This window comes from Thomasclavelia saccharogumia DSM 17460, assembly GCF_000686665.1.
Classification (GTDB): domain Bacteria; phylum Bacillota_I; class Bacilli_A; order Erysipelotrichales; family Coprobacillaceae; genus Thomasclavelia; species Thomasclavelia saccharogumia.
Genome location: NZ_JMLH01000041.1, coordinates 1 through 20,774 on the forward strand (window position 1 = coordinate 1; position 20,774 = coordinate 20,774).

The 20,774-nt window shown below is 29.9% G+C and carries 17 protein-coding genes; 13 read left to right on the forward strand and 4 right to left on the reverse strand.

The window, feature by feature from the left end:
* The first annotated feature begins 336 nt into the window (after nucleotides 1-336).
* The 6 genes from BR82_RS0109605 (at nucleotide 337) to BR82_RS17725 (ending at nucleotide 4,361) form a co-directional block, all read left to right on the forward strand.
* Entirely contained in the window at nucleotides 337-1,101 is a 765-nt protein-coding gene (locus BR82_RS0109605; protein ID WP_027090008.1) for a hypothetical protein, read from the forward strand.
* Entirely contained in the window at nucleotides 1,094-1,765 is a 672-nt protein-coding gene (locus BR82_RS0109610) for a response regulator transcription factor (RefSeq protein ID WP_027090009.1), read from the forward strand. Before BR82_RS0109605 ends, BR82_RS0109610 begins: the two co-directional genes overlap by 8 nt.
* Entirely contained in the window at nucleotides 1,762-2,865 is a 1,104-nt protein-coding gene (locus tag BR82_RS15595) for a sensor histidine kinase (RefSeq protein WP_034864653.1), read from the forward strand. The genes BR82_RS0109610 and BR82_RS15595 overlap by 4 nt, the downstream gene beginning before the upstream one ends.
* Nucleotides 2,858-3,370 carry a hypothetical protein gene (locus BR82_RS0109620; protein WP_027090010.1) on the forward strand — a complete coding sequence of 171 codons (513 nt, stop codon included), beginning with the start codon at nucleotides 2,858-2,860 and terminating at the stop codon, nucleotides 3,368-3,370. The genes BR82_RS15595 and BR82_RS0109620 overlap by 8 nt, the downstream gene beginning before the upstream one ends.
* Before the next feature lie 12 nt (nucleotides 3,371-3,382).
* Complete coding sequence (locus tag BR82_RS17720; protein WP_240474540.1) at nucleotides 3,383-3,898, forward strand: alcohol dehydrogenase catalytic domain-containing protein; 516 nt, start codon at nucleotides 3,383-3,385, stop codon at nucleotides 3,896-3,898.
* Between the two features lie 265 nt (nucleotides 3,899-4,163).
* On the forward strand, nucleotides 4,164-4,361 hold the full coding sequence (locus BR82_RS17725) for a hypothetical protein (RefSeq protein WP_240474541.1): 198 nt from the start codon (nucleotides 4,164-4,166) through the stop codon (nucleotides 4,359-4,361).
* Nucleotides 4,362-4,634: 273 nt separating this feature from the next.
* Here BR82_RS17725 and BR82_RS0109630 read toward each other — a convergent pair whose 3' ends face one another.
* The 4 genes from BR82_RS0109630 to BR82_RS0109645 all read right to left on the reverse strand — a co-directional run bounded on the left by BR82_RS0109630 (nucleotide 4,635) and on the right by BR82_RS0109645 (nucleotide 8,059).
* Nucleotides 4,635-5,513 carry a sensor histidine kinase gene (locus BR82_RS0109630; protein WP_240474542.1) on the reverse strand — a complete coding sequence of 293 codons (879 nt, stop codon included), beginning with the start codon at nucleotides 5,511-5,513 and terminating at the stop codon, nucleotides 4,635-4,637.
* Between the two features lie 84 nt (nucleotides 5,514-5,597).
* Nucleotides 5,598-6,383 (reverse strand): ABC transporter permease, encoded by a 786-nt coding sequence (locus BR82_RS0109635; protein WP_027090012.1) that lies wholly within the window; start codon nucleotides 6,381-6,383, stop codon nucleotides 5,598-5,600.
* Entirely contained in the window at nucleotides 6,383-7,288 is a 906-nt protein-coding gene (locus BR82_RS0109640; RefSeq protein ID WP_027090013.1) for an ATP-binding cassette domain-containing protein, read from the reverse strand. The genes BR82_RS0109635 and BR82_RS0109640 overlap by 1 nt, the downstream gene beginning before the upstream one ends.
* A gap of 102 nt (nucleotides 7,289-7,390) precedes the next feature.
* Nucleotides 7,391-8,059 carry a response regulator transcription factor gene (locus BR82_RS0109645; protein WP_027090014.1) on the reverse strand — a complete coding sequence of 223 codons (669 nt, stop codon included), beginning with the start codon at nucleotides 8,057-8,059 and terminating at the stop codon, nucleotides 7,391-7,393.
* Nucleotides 8,060-9,667: 1,608 nt separating this feature from the next.
* Between BR82_RS0109645 and BR82_RS0109650 the strand changes: the two genes are divergently transcribed.
* From BR82_RS0109650 to BR82_RS0109680, 7 genes are all read left to right on the forward strand, one after another.
* Nucleotides 9,668-10,666 (forward strand): LacI family DNA-binding transcriptional regulator, encoded by a 999-nt coding sequence (locus tag BR82_RS0109650; protein WP_027090015.1) that lies wholly within the window; start codon nucleotides 9,668-9,670, stop codon nucleotides 10,664-10,666.
* Between the two features lie 126 nt (nucleotides 10,667-10,792).
* Entirely contained in the window at nucleotides 10,793-12,700 is a 1,908-nt protein-coding gene (locus BR82_RS0109655; RefSeq protein ID WP_027090016.1) for a PTS sucrose transporter subunit IIABC, read from the forward strand.
* Between the two features lie 19 nt (nucleotides 12,701-12,719).
* Complete coding sequence (locus BR82_RS0109660; protein ID WP_034864656.1) at nucleotides 12,720-14,168, forward strand: glycoside hydrolase family 32 protein; 1,449 nt, start codon at nucleotides 12,720-12,722, stop codon at nucleotides 14,166-14,168.
* Nucleotides 14,158-15,534, forward strand: a complete 1,377-nt coding sequence (locus BR82_RS0109665; RefSeq protein WP_051592809.1) for a glycoside hydrolase family 32 protein — start codon at nucleotides 14,158-14,160, stop codon at nucleotides 15,532-15,534. The genes BR82_RS0109660 and BR82_RS0109665 overlap by 11 nt, the downstream gene beginning before the upstream one ends.
* Nucleotides 15,531-16,412 carry an ROK family protein gene (locus BR82_RS0109670; protein WP_027090019.1) on the forward strand — a complete coding sequence of 294 codons (882 nt, stop codon included), beginning with the start codon at nucleotides 15,531-15,533 and terminating at the stop codon, nucleotides 16,410-16,412. Before BR82_RS0109665 ends, BR82_RS0109670 begins: the two co-directional genes overlap by 4 nt.
* Before the next feature lie 385 nt (nucleotides 16,413-16,797).
* The gene (locus BR82_RS0109675) at nucleotides 16,798-17,217 is read left to right on the forward strand and encodes a 2-thiouracil desulfurase family protein (protein WP_024721660.1); all 420 of its coding nucleotides are present in this window, start codon (nucleotides 16,798-16,800) and stop codon (nucleotides 17,215-17,217) included.
* A 173-nt stretch (nucleotides 17,218-17,390) separates the two neighbouring features.
* Nucleotides 17,391-20,465, forward strand: a complete 3,075-nt coding sequence (locus BR82_RS0109680) for an ABC transporter ATP-binding protein/permease (protein WP_027090020.1) — start codon at nucleotides 17,391-17,393, stop codon at nucleotides 20,463-20,465.
* Nucleotides 20,466-20,774: the final 309 nt, after the last annotated feature.

Genomic DNA, 20,774 nt, shown 5'->3' on the forward strand with positions numbered 1-20,774 from the left:
TTGAACTATACAGGGTACTAAGCAGTATAGAAGAAAGACTTAGTGATATAGCAGGATATTTAAAAATATTATCAGGATGTGAAGAGAAGCCTGAATCAGTATTTGATATAGAAATATAGTAGAAATGACAGTCTGAGAGCAGATATTATGAAAATATCAATCAGACTGTTTTTATAATATTTATAATAAAATAATTTGAAGAAAGTAGTTAAAATAATTTGATTATTATAATTAATTTATAAAAAAGCATTTCAAAAATAACTAATTTAATCTGAAAAAAGTTATCTAATATAATTCGCTAATCAACAGTATAATCCAATATCATATGTGACATATGTGTTTTCTGCATATGCTTTGATCATAGTATGTGTTAAGATTTTTTATTTTCTTGGTGATGTTAAAGAAAATATTAAAATATTTTTAGAAAGAATACCATTATTAAAGAAATATATGAATGATTCATCATTTAAGACACATGTCTTATTATATTTATCCGTTGGAATTAACATCTTATATGCAATCATCAAGTTTATTTCTGGGGTTATATATCATTCTTTTTGGTTTGGAACATTAGCAGTTTATTATTTTTTGTTGGCAGTAATGCGATTGTTATTACTAAGACATGTTAGTAACAACATATTAGGTCAAAATATTATTTTAGAATTAAAACAATATCGTATCTGTGGTATTATTTTAGGAGTAATGAATATTGCATTGACGGGGGTAGTTGTTTTGATGGTCAAAAAGAATGAGGGATTTGAATATGGGGGATATTTGATTTATGTGATGGCGATGTATACATTTTATTCAGTCATCAATGCTATTATCAATGTTGTCAAATACAGGAATTCAAAGAGTCCTATTATTTCAGCATCAAAAGTCATTACTTTTGTTTCAGCACTTGTTTCTATTTTGTCATTAGAAACAGCTATGCTTGTCCAATTTAATACAGAAAAAGGCCCAGCTTTTAGACAGTTGATGATCGGTATAACAGGAAGTGTCGTTTGTTTCATTGTTTTACTGACAGCATTTTATATGGTCGTAAATTCAATAAAAGCAATAAGAAAATACAGTATAGATGGAGGAATCAAAAATGATTAAAATTTTAGTTTTAGAAGATGATATGAATCTTAATCAGATAGTATGTACGTACCTGAATGATTGTGGGTTCTTGGCTAAGGGTGTTTTAAAGGCAAGTGATGCTTATGATGAAATGTACAATAACCTTTATGATTTGATTATATCAGATATCATGATGCCTGAAATTGATGGCTTTGAATTTGCTAAAACAGTTCGTGAACTCAACAAGCATATACCTATCTTGTTTATGTCGGCAAGAGATGATCTTCCTTCAAAAAGAAAAGGATTTCAACTAGGAATTGATGATTATATGGTAAAACCTATTGAGCTTTCAGAATTAGAAATGCGTGTAAGAGCTTTGTTACGTAGAGCAAATATAGAATTGGAAAGAAAACTGATTGTAGGTAATCTAGAATTAGACGCAGATGGCATGACAGCAAGTATTGATGGTAAAGAAATAGAAGTTACAACAAGAGAGTTTAATATTTTATATAAACTTCTTTCCTATCCTAAAAAAACGTTTACAAGAGCTCAATTAATGGATGAATTTTGGGGTATCGAAACAAATGCCAGTCTTCGTGCTGTCGATGTTTATATCACAAAACTAAGAGATAAGTTTTCGCAGTGTGACGGCTTTGAAATCAAAACTGTAAGAGGTTTAGGATATAAGGCGGTATTGAAATGAATATAGATGAAAATAATATCAAACAATCAAGATTTCCGATCTCTTTATTCTTTATTTTTTACTTTATACTACTATTAATGTCAGGTATACATGTTGGTCTTATTGTTCTTATGAATACGTATTCAATGAATGATATATGGCAAACGATCATACCTATGATCTATTGGGCGATTGTCGCAGGAAGTTTAACAACATATACAAGATTTCTTATGAAAAAGACTTACGATATTCCTATGAAAAAGCTTGCAAAGGCAACAAATATGGTAGCTAAGGGGGACTTTTCTGTTTATATTTCCCCACTTCATACATCTGATAAATTGGATTATCTTGATGTTATGATTAAAGATTTTAATAAGATGGTTGAAGAACTTGGCAGTATTGAAACATTAAAAACGGATTTTTTTTCTAATGTTTCTCATGAAATCAAGACACCGATTGCTGTTATCCAAAATAATGCTGAACTTTTAAAAAATTCTCATATAACAAAAAATCAGCAGATGACATCTATTGATATCATTCTAACAGCAGCCAAACGTTTGTCCAATTTGATAACAAATATGCTTAAGCTCAATAAATTAGAAAAACAGACAATCATACCAGTGCCGGAAACATATGACCTTTCTGAACAGCTGTGTCAGTGTGCTTTACAGTTTGAAGATACATGGGAAAAAAAGAATATAGAATTTGATGCTGAATTAAAAGACCGATTAATGATAGAAGCAGATCAGGGATTAATGGAACTGGTATGGACCAATTTATTATCTAATGCTTTTAAATTTACAAGTGAAGGTGGACAAGTGACGTTAAAAGAAAAAATCGAAGAAAAAAATATCGTTGTGACAATTAGTGATACAGGCTGTGGGATGGATGATAAAACCATCAAACATATATTTGATAAGTTTTATCAGGGAGATACTTCCCATTCTACAGAAGGCAATGGTCTGGGATTAGCCCTTGTTAAAAGGATTCTTGAATTATCGGGTGGAGATATATCTGTGGAAAGTCAAAAAAATATGGGAACGACATTTTGTGTGACATTGCCAATCATCAATCAAGTTAATAATGATATGTCACATGAGGAGGAATTATATAATGAATGATTTTACTGTTTATGACTATAAGGAAATTACAGTAGAAGAAAAGAAATTATCTTTCTATTTAGACTGTTATGAAAATTTTGGGTGGGTTTTAGATGATAGATTTTCGATAAATGAAGGAAGTTCAATGACAACATTACATCTTAAAAGAAACAGAAAGATTATCAATAAAACTGAACTCACACGTTTACAAAGACATTTTGAATCATGTGCCGATGAATTGGTCGTGATGGAAAAATCAAAAGCATCAACAGCTGTGACAATTTGTTTAATTATAGGTATTATTGGGACAGCATTTATGGCAGGTTCAGTATTTGCAATAACGGCAACACCACCAAGATATTGGTTATCTACAATTTTAGCCATACCTGCATTCATTGGCTGGATCATTCCACCTTTATTATATAAGCGTATCATTGCCTCTAAGGCAAAGAAATTAGAGCCCTATATAGAAGAAAAATATGATGAGATTTATGAAATATGTCAAAAAGGACACGCTTTATTATAAGGAGGTAGGAAGATGAAAGCAGCATTGTATAACAGAAAGAAAAATATTATCATGACAGAACGAGAAATGCCCATTGCCAGTGACGATGATATTGTTGTTAAAAATATTTATGCCAGTATCTGTGGAACAGATGTGGCAGTCTATATGCACGGTCCAAATACCGGACATAAAGTGACACTTGGCGAAGAATTTGGACATGAAATGGTTTCACAAGTCGTTCAGGTTGGTAAAAATGTTAAGAATATTCAAGTAGGAGATTATGTTTATCCTTATCCACGACTAGCCAAAGGTGATTCCAAGCGTGCAGGAACTGTAGGTGGATTTTCTGAATATGTACTTATTCCTCATGCAAAATTAGGAAGAGAAGTTTATGCTGTACCTACAGAAAGTATTTCATTGAAAACAGCCTGTTTAATTAAGCCGTTTACTGTAGGTTTCCGTGTGGCTAGACGTTCTTTTCCAAATAAAGGAGAAAGTCGGTTGTTTTTGGGGCAGGAACAATCGGTATTGCAGCAGCTGTTGGTTTAAAATACTTTGGCTGTGATAAGGGCATGATCTGTGACTATTCTGATTTTCGTTTGGAAAAGGCAAAATCTTTAGAATTTGAAATATGAAATAACAGTAAAGAAGATTTTAAAGAGGCATCTTCGCGTTTTGGAGCAACTGCTGATATTTATATTGATGCAGCTGGTGCAAACTCAATTTTAGAGTTATATCAAAAGATTGGGAAAATTGAAAGTCGTATGGTTGTCGTAGCAGTTTTAGCAGGAAAAGACCAGTTGATATTTTAGAAATGACTTATTTTCAACATGCTATTATTGGTTCTGGTGGTTATTTCCCTGAAGATGTGGAAGATGTCATGACAGCTATGAAAAGCCATCAATGGGATATTGAATCTATTATTACTGATGAATATCCATGGGATCAGTTGCCAGATGCCATTGAAAAAGCAGCCGATGTTGATCATTCATTAAATGTTATCATTCATTAAATGTTATCATACATTACTAAAGTATTATCAAATCAAAATTTAAACTTTTATTTTGTAAGTTATTTGATGCTTACTATAAGATTAACAAAAAGATAATTAAACTCATAACTAAATGATTTATGACTTGTTTGTGATCTATCATCAAAAGTTTTTAATTGTATTTATAAATGATGAACTGATTTATGTAATATAGATAAGTATTAAAAAAATAATGAATTAAATTTGGTTCATTATTTTTATTATATATAATCATTTGAATAATAATCATTATCATTATTTCATTTGGATAGAAATATATAGTTTTTCATTTTCTATATAGGCATTAACTTTCCAATTATGAACTTCTGCAATTCTTTTTACAATAGATAAACCTAATCCAGTAGAATTTTGATGTCTTGATACATCAGCTTTGTAAAATCTATCAAATAATTGTTTAGGATCAATTTGTTGAGTATTTTTGATTTTATTGATGAAATAAACACACTTATCCTGTTCTTTTATTTCAAAATAATCATATCCATGTTGTAAAACATTACTAATTAAATTTTGGATCATCCTTATGAGCATTTCCTGATTTGCTGTAACATGCATATGTTCATTAGAAAAATGAATGATAGGCGAAATATTTTTATTTTCAAAATCATAGTAAAATGAAGCAAGTACTTTACATATGATGGGAAAAAGCTCAATATTTTCTTTTTCAATTTTATATTCAGTGTCATTGATTTTTGAATGCATAAATAAATCTTCTAACATTGATTCTAACGTTTCTAGTCGGTATTCTATAATTTTAAAATATTTTTCCTTTTCTATCTCATTATCTGTTTCTTCCAGCAGTTTTAAATAGCCTTTTATACTTGTTAAAGGTGTTCTTATGTCATGCGATATACCAGACATGATAGTTTGCATTTCTTTTTCTTTTTTTAAAGCGATGATTTCAATATTACTGATGTTTTCATAAAGAATATTGATTTTTGACTGTAATTCTTTGATAGGATGAGTATGACTTTGGATTGATATATCAAAATGACTTTTTGTTTTATTTTTATAATCGATTTGTTTAGTTATTTCTTTGACATCGTTAATAAAAATGAAAAGAGATATTAAACTAATGACTGTAATTATTCCTAATATTATACATAAAGTCGTCAAGATCCAACACCCCCATAGATTATTGCTTTATTTGGATATCACCATAAAATATGACTCTTTAATTATGATCAGTTGTTTTAATTTTTATATATCTCTTTTTTGCAGTATTCCAACACTTAAAGTATTGTAAAATATAGCGTAAAAGAAAGAAATTAAAATAATTTTTACTAGTTCATTTCCCTCGATTGTGGCTGTATTTAAAAAAAGTGAAGATAATGAATATTGAGATAATGAAGAAAGATTGATTATCTCAAGTAATGCAGTTATAAAAGGCAGCAACATTCCAGAGGATATGAAAAACAGTAAAATAATGCCCGCAGCTTTATTTTTAAACAAGATCGTAATAAATATAATTAGACTAAATAAGGCAAGAGATAAGCAAAACATTGCTATGATAGATTTAAATATAACATTTATAGATTCGATTTCAAAGTTTTTAATAAGAATATTCCCTAATAAAAATCCTATACCATAACATAAAATAATAATAATGACATCAATAATAATAGCTGCTGCAATTTTGGAAATAACACTTGCAACTCTTCCATGAGATAAAGTGGCAATGTTTTTTATATATCCACTGCTATATTCATTGTATACAAATGATGAAAGGTAAATACCTAAGATCAGTACTCCAAAAGAGTGCCCGAATATAATTGCAAAAGAGTTGAGTGATTTGACAACTCCATCTACAGCAATATAAAATCCTGGTTCTGATGTTTTTTGAGAGGTATCAAAAATTTCTGAACTTTGTGTAGCATTTTGCATAAATATACATATGATATAGATGAAAATAAATACACCTAAAGATAAATAAAAACTTTTGCTTTTAAATAATCTTATTATATCTGCTTTAATAATATTGATCATTATTGTTTACCTCCGCATTTTTCTAAAAAATATGATTCTAAGTCTTGTTTTTGATAATAAATTTGATGAATTAGAATATTATGTTTTGTTAGTAACATAGCTATATCCGAACTTTTAACATTATCAAAAATCCAAATTTCATTATTTTCATGAACAGTATAATCCTTTATTTTTAAATTTCTTTCAAGAAGAGGAATAGCTTTATCTGCTTTAGCTACTTTTAAGGATATATAATTTCTACAGCATTTATCTAATTCTTTAGATGTGATTTCTTCTATCATTTGTCCGTTACGAATAATTCCATATTTTGTTGCAATTTTACTCAACTCTCCTAAAATATGACTGCTAATAATAATAGTCATCTTTTTGGTTTCATTCAAATATAGGATAATTTCTCTTATTTCCCTTATACCTTCAGGATCTAAGCCGTTGATAGGTTCATCTAATATCAATAAATCAGGATTTCCCAATAACGCTAAAGCGATACCTAACCTTTGCTTCATGCCTAATGAAAACTTTTTAACAGTCTTTTTGTTTTTAAAATCAAGTCCAACCAGATTTAATAATTCTATAATCTTATCTTTATTATAAGTTCCCATTGCAACAGCTTTAAGTTCCATATTGTCGTAAGCAGACAAATTTGGATATAATCCTGCATTTTCAATTAGTGATCCAATTCTTTTAGATGTAAATGCATTTCTTTTTTCACCAAAAAGTTTTATTTCACCTGAAGTTGGAAAAATCAAGCCAACTATCATTTTTAAAGTCGTAGATTTACCAGCACCATTTTTTCCAATGAAACCATAAATTTCGCCTTTTTTTATTTCCATATGAAGATGTGACACAGCATTTGTGTTTTTATACGTTTTGCATAAGTTATATATTTCTACTACATTTTCTTCCATATTGAACTTCCTCCTTAAAAACAATTATTATTATAAAATGGAAAGATAAAAAAAGTGCTAAGTATTTATAAAAAAAGTATAAAGAAAAAACTGAATATATTATTATTCAGCCATTTTAAAACCAATTCCCCATACAGTTTTAATGTATTTTTCATCAGTTAATTTTTTTATCTTCTTTCTTAAATTACTCATGTGAACGTTGATTGTTTTATCATCACCATAATAATCATCATTCCATACATATTCATATATCTCTTGTTTAGTGAAAACTCTTTTTATATTTTTCATTAGTAATTCAAGTATGAGATATTCATGCTTTGTTAAATGAAGCAGATGATCATGTATCTTGGCATCGTAAATATCGGGATCAAGGATTAATTCTTTGAATGAGATTTGTTCATGAATAATTTTATTTCTTTTTCTTAATTGAACTTGGATTCTTGCAAGGAGTTCTTCAAGTACAAATGGCTTACAAAGATAATCATCAGCACCGGCACCTAATATTGCAACTTTACTATTCAAGTTATCTTTAGCAGTTAAAACGATAATAGGTATATCAGAAACATTTCTTATGTTGTTTAAAAGAGATTCGCCGTTCATACCGGGTAACATTAAATCTAAAATAATAAGGTCATATGTATTTGTTTGAAAATATATAAGTGCTTCAGTTCCTGAATATGCTTGATGACAGTTATACCCGGCTTTTGTTATATAGTTTTTAATCAAATTATTAATATCATCATTGTCTTCTACGATTAGAATATTTACCATTTGTTTTTCCTCACTTTTTATTATAAAAGATATATAACATCATATTAATAAAAAAGCAATATGATATTTAAGCATTCTTAATTTTTACTAATTTATTTGTGCTTTTTTGTTAATGGCTATAATTCATACCATTTGATGAAGCGCAGGAAAATGACTAAGTTCAAATATTAATATCTGTGATATATTAGACATTTGTAGTGATAGAAGCAATACTTTTTACAAGAAAAAATAGAAATGTCATATTATATGTTGGCTAAGGTAACTAAATAAGCTGCTACCGGTGATTTTTCTGTTTATGTACCAGCAATTTATATTTCGGATAAATGGGATATGTGTTATATTAATGAAAGTAATTTCTAAAAATCTTTATGTAAAATCGGATTTCTACCAGTAATATAGAAATATGTAGTCTATTATGGATTTCATAAAAATCAAGATAATTATAGAAATTGTTCTGGATTTACTGCTAACTAATTTTTTAGAAGTATTTTTAGAAAAAGAGATAGTATAATGTTTACAGCATTGGCCATACCCATCTGTTATATGCTGTTGAAAAGCAGAATACTGTTTCATAATAGATATCAATAAGATATATTTAAATATTTTTTAAAATTTTTAGATAAAAGATCTTTTATCTAAAAGTTAAAAAACTGATGCCAAACTGAACTGTAAGTTAAAGATATATTTCTTTTTTTCATGTAAATAAATTTGATAATGTCATAATTGCTAACATCTTTGATGTTTTTAGAAAATTAAGTTAATTTTGTTGATTTTTTATATGCTAATAAGTATGCATCTTTTTTAGATACATACTTTTTTTGTGACTTTTGTGAATTTAAGCATTTTTTGATAAGTGAAATATTGATTTTTTTATTCTATACATTATAATTTGGTGTAGCAGTTTTTTTTGTTATATCTAAAACAAATGTTAGTTATGTAGAATGATAAAAAAGGATTACCTGTCTGTCCAATTGTAGTTGATTGGAAGTAAGTGGAAATTATTGATTATGAGGAATTTACTGGTTCGTCCATAGCAATTTAATGAGCTGCAAAAGTCATTGGATGAAATCAGTCAGAAGGGTTCTAATCGACAGCTTACGTTCAATAAGTCTGATGGTATTGTTATTTGTACTATCTAGAAGTACTGCCTAGGGTAGAATATTCACTTTCAGAATTAGGAGAATCGATGAGACCAGGTATCAAAGTAATGGAACGATTGGAAGTAGGGTAAAAAAATGAAATAAATCAAGAAAGTATAAATATACGTTTTATTTTTTGATAAATCGATACAGAAAATAAAAAAGCTATTATTGAGCAACATGAAGAATTCTTGATTGAATTTTTTGACTTTATTAAAAAAAGTAAATAGATTTTAAATATTTTAGTGAAGAAAATGTAAATGAAAGATATATAATATAAGGAAAGAAAAATATTTGGTGATTTCTTGATAAAAATAATTTGCAGTTACAAGAAATAGTGAGTAAGAAAGATAGGGCTTATATGCAATTATTGAAATAAAAGTTAATCAAAAATTTAAATAATGAGTTTTTAGACTATAGAGATATGATAGTTTATTTGATATAATGTTTTGTAAGTGAGTGGATGAAAATGAAAGATAAAAAATTGACGATGCAAGATATTGCAAAAATGGCTGGTGTAGGGAAAACAACTGTTTCACGATATTTTAATGGTGGGTATGTAAAGGATGAAACCCGTGATAAAATTAAAAAAATAATTGATGAATATCACTACCAGCCCAATACTTTTGCTCAAAGTCTAAAAGCAAAGGAAACAAAGATCATTGGAATTATTGCCCCTACATTAACTTCAACGACTTCTTCAAGGGTTTTAATGCTGTTAGATGCTTATTTAAAAGATCAGGGATACACGCCACTGATTATTAATACAAATCATGATGAGTTAGAAGAATTGAAGTCAATAGAGAAATTATGGCATATGCGAGTTGATGGAATCGTTTTATTGGCAACAGATGTAACAATGGCTCATCATACTTTATTGAATAAGCTTGATATACCGATCGTATTTTTATTTCAGAAAATTAGTGATGGTATTTCGATACTTAATGATGATTATCATGCTGGTTATGATATTGGGAGACATGTTGCTAAAAATCATCATAAAGATATTGTTTTCCTGGGAGTTGGTGGATATGATGAAGCTGTAGGGTATGTTAGAAAAAAAGGTGTTATGGATGCTTTGAAAGAGTATGGAATCGATCATGTAAAAATGGTAGAAACTGATTTTACTTTTGATAAAACAAGAAAAGTTGTTCATAATTTATTGAAAAGACATCGTCCTTCTATTATTATTTGTGCAACTGATAATATAGCTTTAGCAACTTTTAAAGAATTAAAAGAAGCTAATATCAAAGTGCCTGAAGAAGTCTCTTTAACTGGTTTTGGTGGTTATGAAATATCAGAATTGATCACTCCTAGTTTATGCACGATTCGTTTTGATAATGAAGAAGCTGGAGTGCTGGCAGGTTATACGATCATACAATTGATCAAAGGTGAAAGTGTTGATAAAGAAACAATAATTGGATATCAGTTCATACCTGGTGAAAGTGTAAAAAATATGGAGAAATGAGTAATTTCTCTTTTTTTACAAAAAATTATGAAACCGATACCATATTTTTGTTGACAAGCGCTTACAATTGATGTATATTGACGTTGTAAGGAACCGATACCATAAAATATAAAAAGGAGAAGAAAAATGGGAGAAACGAAACAAGAAAAATATTCACGAATTTCAAAAGAAATAGTAGAATATGTAGGAGGAATGGATAACATTCAAGGAACTGCACATTGTGCTACAAGATTAAGAATCGTTCTAAAGAACAATGATTTGGCTGATATGGAAAAGCTCGATGATGTAGATTTAGCAAAAGGGGTATTTATTGCGGGAAATCAGTTGCAAATCATTTTTGGAGCAGGTCTTGTTAATGAAGTTTATGAAGTTTTTAGTCACTATACTCATACTGAAAATATGTCTTTAAGAGATATTAAAGATCAAAGTAATAAAAAACAAAATCCAGTTCAAACTGTTATTAAATCATTATCTGATGTCTTTATTGATATCATGCCAGGTATTCTGGCAGCAGCGTTATTAACAGGAATTACAGGTGTCTTAGGAAATTGGGATGTTGTCAAAAATAATGAAACATTATTTGCACTTAATAAGCTTGTCAGTTTAGCATCAAATGGTATCTTTGCTATTTTACCAATGGCGGTATGTTACAGTGCATGTAAAAGATATGGTGGAAAACCGATTTTAGGTTTAGTCGTAGGTGCGATCATGCTGGATTCTTCACTAGCTAATGCCTATTCTGTTGGTAATGGAACAGTCGTACCAGATGTTATTCGGATTTTTGGTTTACCAATCGAACTTGTTGGTTTTCAAGGGGGAATCATCATTGCATTAATGATGGGATTCGTTACAGCAAAATTAGATATTTTCTTTGATAAAAAAATACCTGATGTCGTAAAGCTGTTATTTTCACCGTTATGTACAGTTTTTATTTCAACAGTTTTATTATTTACGATCGTAGGACCAGTTGGTAGAGAATTATCAAGTGCTATTACCAATGGTTTAGTATGGATGACACAAAATTTAGGGGCTCTTGGTTATGCGTTTTTTGCCGGGGTACAACAAATCATCGTTATTACTGGTTTACATCATATTCTTGGTGCAGTTGAAGCACAGCTTATCGCCGATACTGGTAGAAATTTCTTAAATCCATTAATGTCAGTTGCTTTAATGGGTCAAGGTGGTGCTGTTTTAGGATATTTAGTATTAAATTGGAAAAATAATAAAGCCAAAGAATTATGTTTATCATCATTTGCATCAACTTTATTTGGAATCAGTGAACCAGCCATTTTTGGGGTTAACTTAAGATATAAATTTCCATTGATTGGGGGATGTATTGGTGGTGCTTTAGCTGGTGCGTATGTTTATTTTGCAAATTTAGCGTCATTAGGATTTGGAACAACAGCACTGCCAGGAATTGCTATATGTGATCCTGCAAACAATGGTTATATTAACTATATTATTGCCCATGTTATTGCTTTAGCTGGTGGATTTATCTTTGCGGTTATTCTTGGAAAAACAAAAGGTCAATCAAAAGAAGTAAAAAATGATGAAAAAGTTACTGAAAATGTTGTTGAATTTAATGGAGAAATAGAAATATTATCACCAGTAAAAGGTGAAGTTAAAAATGTGACAGAATCTACTGATCAAACATTTGCTTCTAAAGCCATGGGTGATGGAATTGCAGTTACTGTTAGTGAAGGAAAGGTCGTTGCTCCGGCTGATGGAAAGATCTCATTTGTTTTTCCAAGTAAACATGCAGTAGGTTTAACGTTTAAAGATGGTTCAAGTGCTCTTATTCATTGTGGAATAGATACTGTTAATTTGAATGGTGAAGGCTTTGAAAGTTTTGTAGCAATAAATCAAGAAGTTAAACAAGGGGATGTTCTATTAATATTTGATCAAGACTTAATTGAAAAGAAGGGATATTCTACAGAGACGATGATGGTTTTTGAATTAAACGAAGGACGTCAGGTAGAAATGAAATATACAGGAGCAACAAAGGGAGAAGATATAGTAGCAATTATTAAATAACTGGAGGATGAATAAAAATATGATGACAAAAAAAGATTATTATGATCAGTATGATAATCATCAAAATATGAGGGATAATGTAAAAAAAGATAAAAATCGTTTACATTATCACCTCATGCCTCCGACTGGATGGCTGAATGATCCCAATGGATTATGTCAAAAAGATGGTATTTATCACATTTATTTTCAATACACACCATACGACTGTAACTGGGGAATTAAATTATGGGGTCACTATACTTCGACAGATATGATTCATTTTAAAGAAGAAGAACCATTTTTATACCCTGATCAAAAAGAAGATCGTGATGGAGTATACAGTGGTTCAGCTTATGTTGAAGATGGGAAAATATATTATTTTTACACTGGAAATGTTAAATTAAATGATCGTGATGATTATGATTATATCAATGATGGTAGAGAACAAAATACGCTTTCTTTTACAAGTGAAGATGGAATGGAGATAAGTAGAAAAAAATTGATTTTAGATAATGATGATTATCCACATAATATGTCAAAACATGTAAGAGATCCTAAAATCTTTAAAAAAGGAAAATATTATTATATGGTTTTAGGAGCCCGAACAAAAGATAGTCAAGGGTGCGTATTACTTTATCGAAGCCAGGATTTACAAAATTTTCAGTATTATAACTGTATAACAACACCACAGCCTTTTGGCTATATGTGGGAATGTCCCGATTTATTAGAAATAGATGGACAATTATTTCTGATTTGCTGTCCCCAGGGAGTTAGGCAAAATGGTTATGATTATGCTAATGTTTATCAGATGGGATATTTTCAATTAGAATATGATTTTGAGCAAAATCAATACAATTTGGGAGAGTTTAAAGAATTAGATCGCGGATTTGATATATACGCACCGCAAAGTTTTATTGATGAAAAAGGCAGACATATTTTATATGCATGGATGGGAATCCCAGATGCATCTTATCATAATGATCCTACTATTCAATATGGCTGGCAGCATGCTTTGACAATACCAAGAACGCTGATTCAAAAAGATGGAAAAATTATTCAACAGCCACTAGCTGAGATGAAACAGTTAAGAAAAGAAAAATATGAAATGGATATAGACCAATGGAATGAGACATCATATGATGACGTATGTTATGAAATGGATATTGAGTTTAAAAATCAAAAAGATTTTCAAATTCAAATAAGAGATGATGTTTTCTTGAATTATAAAGATCATGTTTTAACATTATCACTAGGAACAAGCGGTTGTGGTCGTGATCAAAGAAGTGTTGAAATCAAAGAAGTTAGGCATCTGGATATTTGGAGTGATACATCGGCTTTAGAAATATTTGTCAATGGTGGACAAGAAGTTTTTACGACAAGGGTGTATAGTGAGACATTATCACAGCATCTTTATTTTCACACAAGTCATCAAGGAAAATTAAGCTACTATCCTTTAGATAGCTATCAAATCGAGAAAAATGAAAAATAATGAATATCGTTTAAAATATCATTTAATGCCGTTAGAAGGGACGATTGCTGATCCTAATGGCATGTGCCAAATCGAAGATACCTTCCACATATTTTATCTTAATGATCCTCAAGCCTTTAAAACAAAAGGAAGAGTTCCTTGTCTTTGGAGACATTATAGTACGCAGGATTTTATCAACTTTGTTCAAGAACCAATAGCACTTTTGCCAGATAGCCGATATGATAGAGATGGTGTTTATAGTGGTAGCGGCTTTTATGAAAAAGAGAAATTGTATTTATTTTATACAGGAAATGTTCGTCATGAAGGAAATTATGATTATATCATGGCAGGTAGAGAGCAAAATGTTTTGATGGTTCAAAGTGCTGATTATATTCATTTTGATGATAAACAATTATTGATGACAAATGCCGATTTTCCCAAAGATATGACAAAGCATGTTAGAGATCCCTATGTTTTTTATCAAGACCAATATTATATGTTTTTAGGTGCAAGAGATATTCATGATCAGGGAATGATCCTTGCTTACGAAAGTAAAGATAAAAAAGAATGGAAATTTATCCAAAGAATTAAAACTAAAGAGAAATTTGGTTATATGTGGGAATGTCCTGATTATTTTGAACTGTCCCAGCAGCAGATCCTGGTTTGCTGTCCTCAAGGGATAAAACAACATGAATACGAAAACAAGCATCAATGTGGATATTTTATTTTACATGGTGATTTTAGAAATAATTATCAATTAGAAAGATTTCAAGCGTTTGATGAAGGATTTGATTTTTATGCCGCCAGAACTTTTTTAAGCCAGGATAAAAGACGAATTCTTGTTGGCTGGATGGGAATACCTGACTGCCCTTATAAGACTCCAACTATTCAATATAATTGGAATGATGCATTGATACTTCCTAGAGAATTAACATTTAGAGATAATCAAATTTATCAATATCCTATTCGTGAAACAAAAAATTTAAGAACAAAACATCTATATAAAGAATTAGTTGAAAAAGAAATCTATTATTATCAAAGCCATGTTTGTCAAATTCATCTTGAAATAACTTTTCAAAAATTTCAAATTGATTTAAGAAAAGATCTTCAATTAAGATATGATGGAAAAATATTGACTCTGTCGTTACAAGAAAGCGGCTATGGTAGAGATAAAAGATGTGTTAAAATAAATGAGATAAGTGAAATAGATATATTTAGTGATATATCATCACTTGAAATATTTATTAATCATGGTCAGAAGGTAATGACAACGCGTGTTTATGATTCTTATCATGATACAAAAATAAAAGTTTCTTGTCCAATGACCATGGACTATTATGAACTAAAATCATATAACATTATAGAAAAAAAGGAGACAAAGAGATGAAGTTAGGAGCAATAGAAGCAGGCGGAACAAAATTTGTTGTATGCATTGGAGATGAAAAAGGAAATATTATCGATCGGGCATCATTTCCAACAGAAGAGCCAAAAAAAACAATGGCGAATGTTTTTCAATATTTTGATGATAAAGATATCGAAGCATTAGGAGTAGGAAGTTTTGGTCCCATCGATCCAGATGTTAACAGTCCAACATATGGATATATAACAACTACCCCTAAATCAGGCTGGTCAAATTATAATATAATGGGTGCTTTAAAAGAAAGGTACGATATCCCAATGGGATTTGACACAGATGTCAATGGCGCAGCTTTAGGAGAAGCAATGTTCGGAGCAGCTAAAGGACTTGATAGTGCACTGTATCTAACAATTGGAACTGGAATAGGCGGTGGTGCTATTTTAGGTGGAAAACTTGTACATGGTTTATTGCATCCGGAAATGGGACATATGAAAATGATCGTTAGAGATGATGATCCATATCAAGGAGCATGCCCATATCATGGAACTTGTTTAGAAGGATTAGCAGCCGGACCAGCCATAGAAAAAAGATGGGGTGTTAAAGGAAATGAGCTGCCAGAAAATCATCCAGCCTGGGACTTAGAAGCATATTATATCGGTCAGGCATGTGCTAATTATATATTGATCTTATCACCTAAAAAGATCATCTTAGGTGGTGGGGTCATGCATCAAAAACAGCTTTTTCCTATGATACATCGTTATACTCAGCAGTTTTTAAATGAATATATTCAAAAAGAAGAAGTGACAACGGATAAAATCAAAGACTATATCGTATATCCAGGACTTGGTGATAATGCTGGTGTTGTAGGAGCGTTAGCGCTAGCATTAGAAGCAAAACAAAATAATTAAAATGCTGTTTGTTTAAAAAATATAGAAAATGATAATCACTAAACGAATATTACCTAGGGACATTTATGTTGTCCCTTTTACAATTATTATGACAAATGATTCAATATCTACTCATCCATTGCTCTAGTACAGGAATAGAGCTTTTTGAGGTCTTTTTGTTTTAGGTGAACAGAATATACTTTTATGGAAATGAAACCATTGTTTTCTAACTCTCGAATATAATACTGCCTATTTGTTTTTGGTGTTTACCAAAGCAACAATATATCATAGAATGAAAATTTTTTATTTTCTAAAACTAATATCTATAATTTAGTGATATTTTTGTTTTTTTGATATCTTTGTATTATACTAAAAAGGAATTTTTTTAAATGTGAGGTGATTAATAATGAAGGTATTGGTAAGTTCTTGTATATTGGGTAGAAATTGCAAGTACAATGGTGGAAATAATCTTAACAGTAAGGTCATCAAGTTTTTAGAAGACAAAGAAGTTATAGAAATATGTCCAGAATTACTAGCAAATATGACGATTCCTCGTCCTTGCGCAGAAATCGTAAAGGGGGTTGTTACTGATATTGATGGTAATAATGTTGATGCTAGTTATCAAAAAGCATGCCAACTGGCATTAGAAAAAATAAAGGATGAAAAAATTGATCTAGTAATTCTCCAATCAAGAAGTCCTACATGTGGAGTTAATCAAATTTATGATGGAAGTTTTACTAATAAATTGATCGCTGGTCAAGGTTTATTTGCCAAAGCTCTTATCCAGGCAGGATATCAAGTTTTGGATGCAGAAGAATTTATTTAATTATGATCAGTAAATAAAAAATGTATAATATTAATAACGTGTTGATAATAAAATATGTGTGAAGATGGGAAGTTAAGTTATTTTAGAAAAATATAATTTTATCTTTGTGTTTATATTTAGTTTATTTTTGAAGCATACAATATTGATATACACTAAAAATAGGAGGATGCAGGATGCTTCAAGTTAAGAATATTTATAAGGAATACAAAACGGGAAATTTAGTCCAAAAAGCATTGGACGATGTTAGTTTAAATTTACGTGACAATGAATTTGTAGCAATATTAGGTCCTAGTGGTTCAGGGAAAACGACACTTTTAAATATTATTGGCGGTCTTGATCGCTATGATAGTGGTGACATGATCATTAATGGCATATCTACTAAAAAATATAAAGATCGGGATTGGGATTCTTATCGTAATCATACGATAGGATTTGTTTTTCAAAGTTATAATCTAATCTCTCATCAAACAGTATTAGCAAATGTTGAACTAGCGTTAACGATATCGGGCATATCAAAAGCGGAACGAAAAGAACGAGCAAAGAAAGCTCTTGAACAAGTTGGTTTAGGAAACCAAGGACATAAAAAACCAAATCAAATGTCAGGAGGACAAATGCAGCGTGTAGCAATTGCCCGAGCCTTGATAAATAATCCCGACATTTTATTAGCCGATGAGCCGACAGGAGCACTCGATAGTGAAACAAGTGTTCAAGTCATGGAACTTTTAAAAGAAGTGGCTAAAGATCGTTTGGTTGTAATGGTTACTCATAATCCTGAATTAGCTAAGGAATATGCTACGAGAATCGTAGAATTGCGTGATGGTGTAATTCGTTCTGATTCTAATGAGTATATAGTAAAAGAAAATGAATTAGAAACACCTAGGCATGAAAATATGGGTAAATCATCAATGTCTTTTTTGACGGCCTTATCACTTAGTTTTAATAACTTGAAAATAAAAAAAGCTCGTACTATTTTAACTTCATTTGCAGGCTCCATTGGAATCATTGGAATTTCTTTAATATTATCTCTTTCTAATGGTGTAAATCAATATATTAAAACTATCGAAGAAGAAACACTGTCAGAATATCCTTTACAAATTCAAAGCAGTGGAATTGATTTAACATCGATGCTGGTTGAAGATTCACAAGATAGTAATGAAACAGACGATGAAACTAAAATTCAAGTTGCACAGATGATTACTAATATGTTTTCAAGGATTGGTTCAAATGATTTAGAATCTTTAAAAACATATTTAGATGAAAATAATAGTGATATTGGTAAGTATACAAATTCTATTGAATATAGCTATAGTGCAGTACCCCAGATCTATAGTTCTAATACTGAGAAAATAAGACAGGTTAATCCGGATGAATCATTTTCAGCATTAGGATTAGGTTCGTCAGCAAGTTCTAATAGTATGATGTCAATGATGAGTACAGACGTTTTTTACCAGATGCCAAGCAATTCAAAATTATATGAAGACCAATATGATATAAAAGCTGGAAGATGGCCTAAAAATTATAAAGAATGTGTTTTGGTTTTAACAAAAAGTGGAAAGATAAGTGATTTGATGCTTTACACATTAGGATTGCGAGATTATTCTGAACTTGATGAAATGGTCCAGCAATTTGCAAGAGATGAAGAAGTTACTACTCCTGATAATATTGAATCATATGACTATGATGATGTTTTAGAAACTAAATTTAAACTAGTAAATTCTTCTGATTATTATGTATATGATGAAACATACAATATTTATCGTGATAAAACAAATGATGAAGCATATATGAAAGAGCTTATAAATAATAGCGAAGATCTTACCATAGTTGGTGTTGTTCAACCAGCAGATGGAGCTAGTGCAACGATGTTGAATAGTGGTATCGGTTATCTTTCTTCATTAACTAGTCATGTTATGGAGCAGGCTTCATCAAGTGAAATTGTAAGAAAGCAATTAGCTGATCCTAGTATTAATGTATTTACAGGACAATCATTTGAAAATGAGGCAAATGAACAAAATTTTGATATGCAGTCGTTATTCACTGTTGATACTGAAATGTTGAAAAATGCTTTTTCAATCGATCAAAATAAATTAAAAATCGATCAAAGTAGTTTGGATTTAAGTAATATTAGTTTAGATTTTAATTCATTACCAGCAATAAATACAAATGATTTTATGTCAGATATAAATATCGAGCTTAGTAATGAACAATTTACTTCTTTAATGCAGGCACTTGCAGCAGATTTTCAAGATTATATGACTAAAAATAATTTAACTGATCCTGAGGCAATGAACGAATATTTTAGAGTCTATCTTCAAACATCACAAGCACAAGATTTGATTCAAAGAGAATTGACAAATATTTTACAAGAAAGTGGCGTCATTACCCAATTTCAAAATAAATTACAAACTCAGATTCAAACTGCAGTAATGCAGTATGGTGAAACTATGATTGACTCATTACAAAAGCAATTGAGTGCTGAAATAAATAGGCAGATGGGACAATTAGCGACAAATATGCAAGATGCTATTTCAATAGATACTAATGCTTTTGCTAGTGCAATAAAAGTAAATATGAATGAAGAAGATCTATCTGAATTAATGATATCATTAATGTCAAAAGAAACAACTTCTTATGATAATAATTTAAGCAAGCTTCAATATGCAGAATTTAATAAACCAAGCAGTATAAATATTTATCCTAAAGATTTTGAAAGTAAACAGGAAGTTATTAATATTTTAGATAGCTATAATGATCGAATGGAAAAAATTGATGATAATAAAGTTATTACTTATACTGATTACGTTGGTGCTTTAATGTCATCTGTTACAGATATTATTAATATGATCAGTTATGTTTTAGTTGCATTCGTCGCTATTTCTTTAGTTGTTTCATCAATTATGATTGGTGTTATTACTTATATTAGTGTGTTAGAACGTAAAAAAGAAATTGGAATTTTACGGGCTATTGGAGCTTCAAAACATAACATCTCACAAGTATTCAATGCAGAAACATTTATCATTGGTTTATTGGCTGGTTTATTAGGTATAGGAATCACCCTTTTATTGTTGATACCAGGTAATATGGTTATTCATCATATAGCTGGTAATAATAGTCTTAATGCTGCACTGCCAATTGAAGGAGCAATTATTTTGATTATTTTAAGTGTTGTTTTAACACTTATTGGTGGTTTAATTCCATCAAAAAAAGCAGCTCAAGAAGATGCTGTCACAGCATTAAGATCAGAATAGATAAATATATTATTTTGTATTCGTTTAATTTAGGCAAAAAAGAGATTTTAAAAACTACTATATTAGTAGCGGGAAAATCTCTTTTTTTAGTTTATTGCTAAATAAAAATATAAGCTCTACTTGTAAAAAAGTGGTTGAATAAATAAAAATTCTTAATAGTAAAATATTCGACTAATTTTGTTTTACAAGCTTTTTGGTTAATTCTTTAAAAATGGAAATTAATTACTTATTAAAAGACATTTTTATACATAAAAATAAAATGAAATTTAAGGATTTTTTAAGAATTTTGAATACATTCAGTTTATTTTT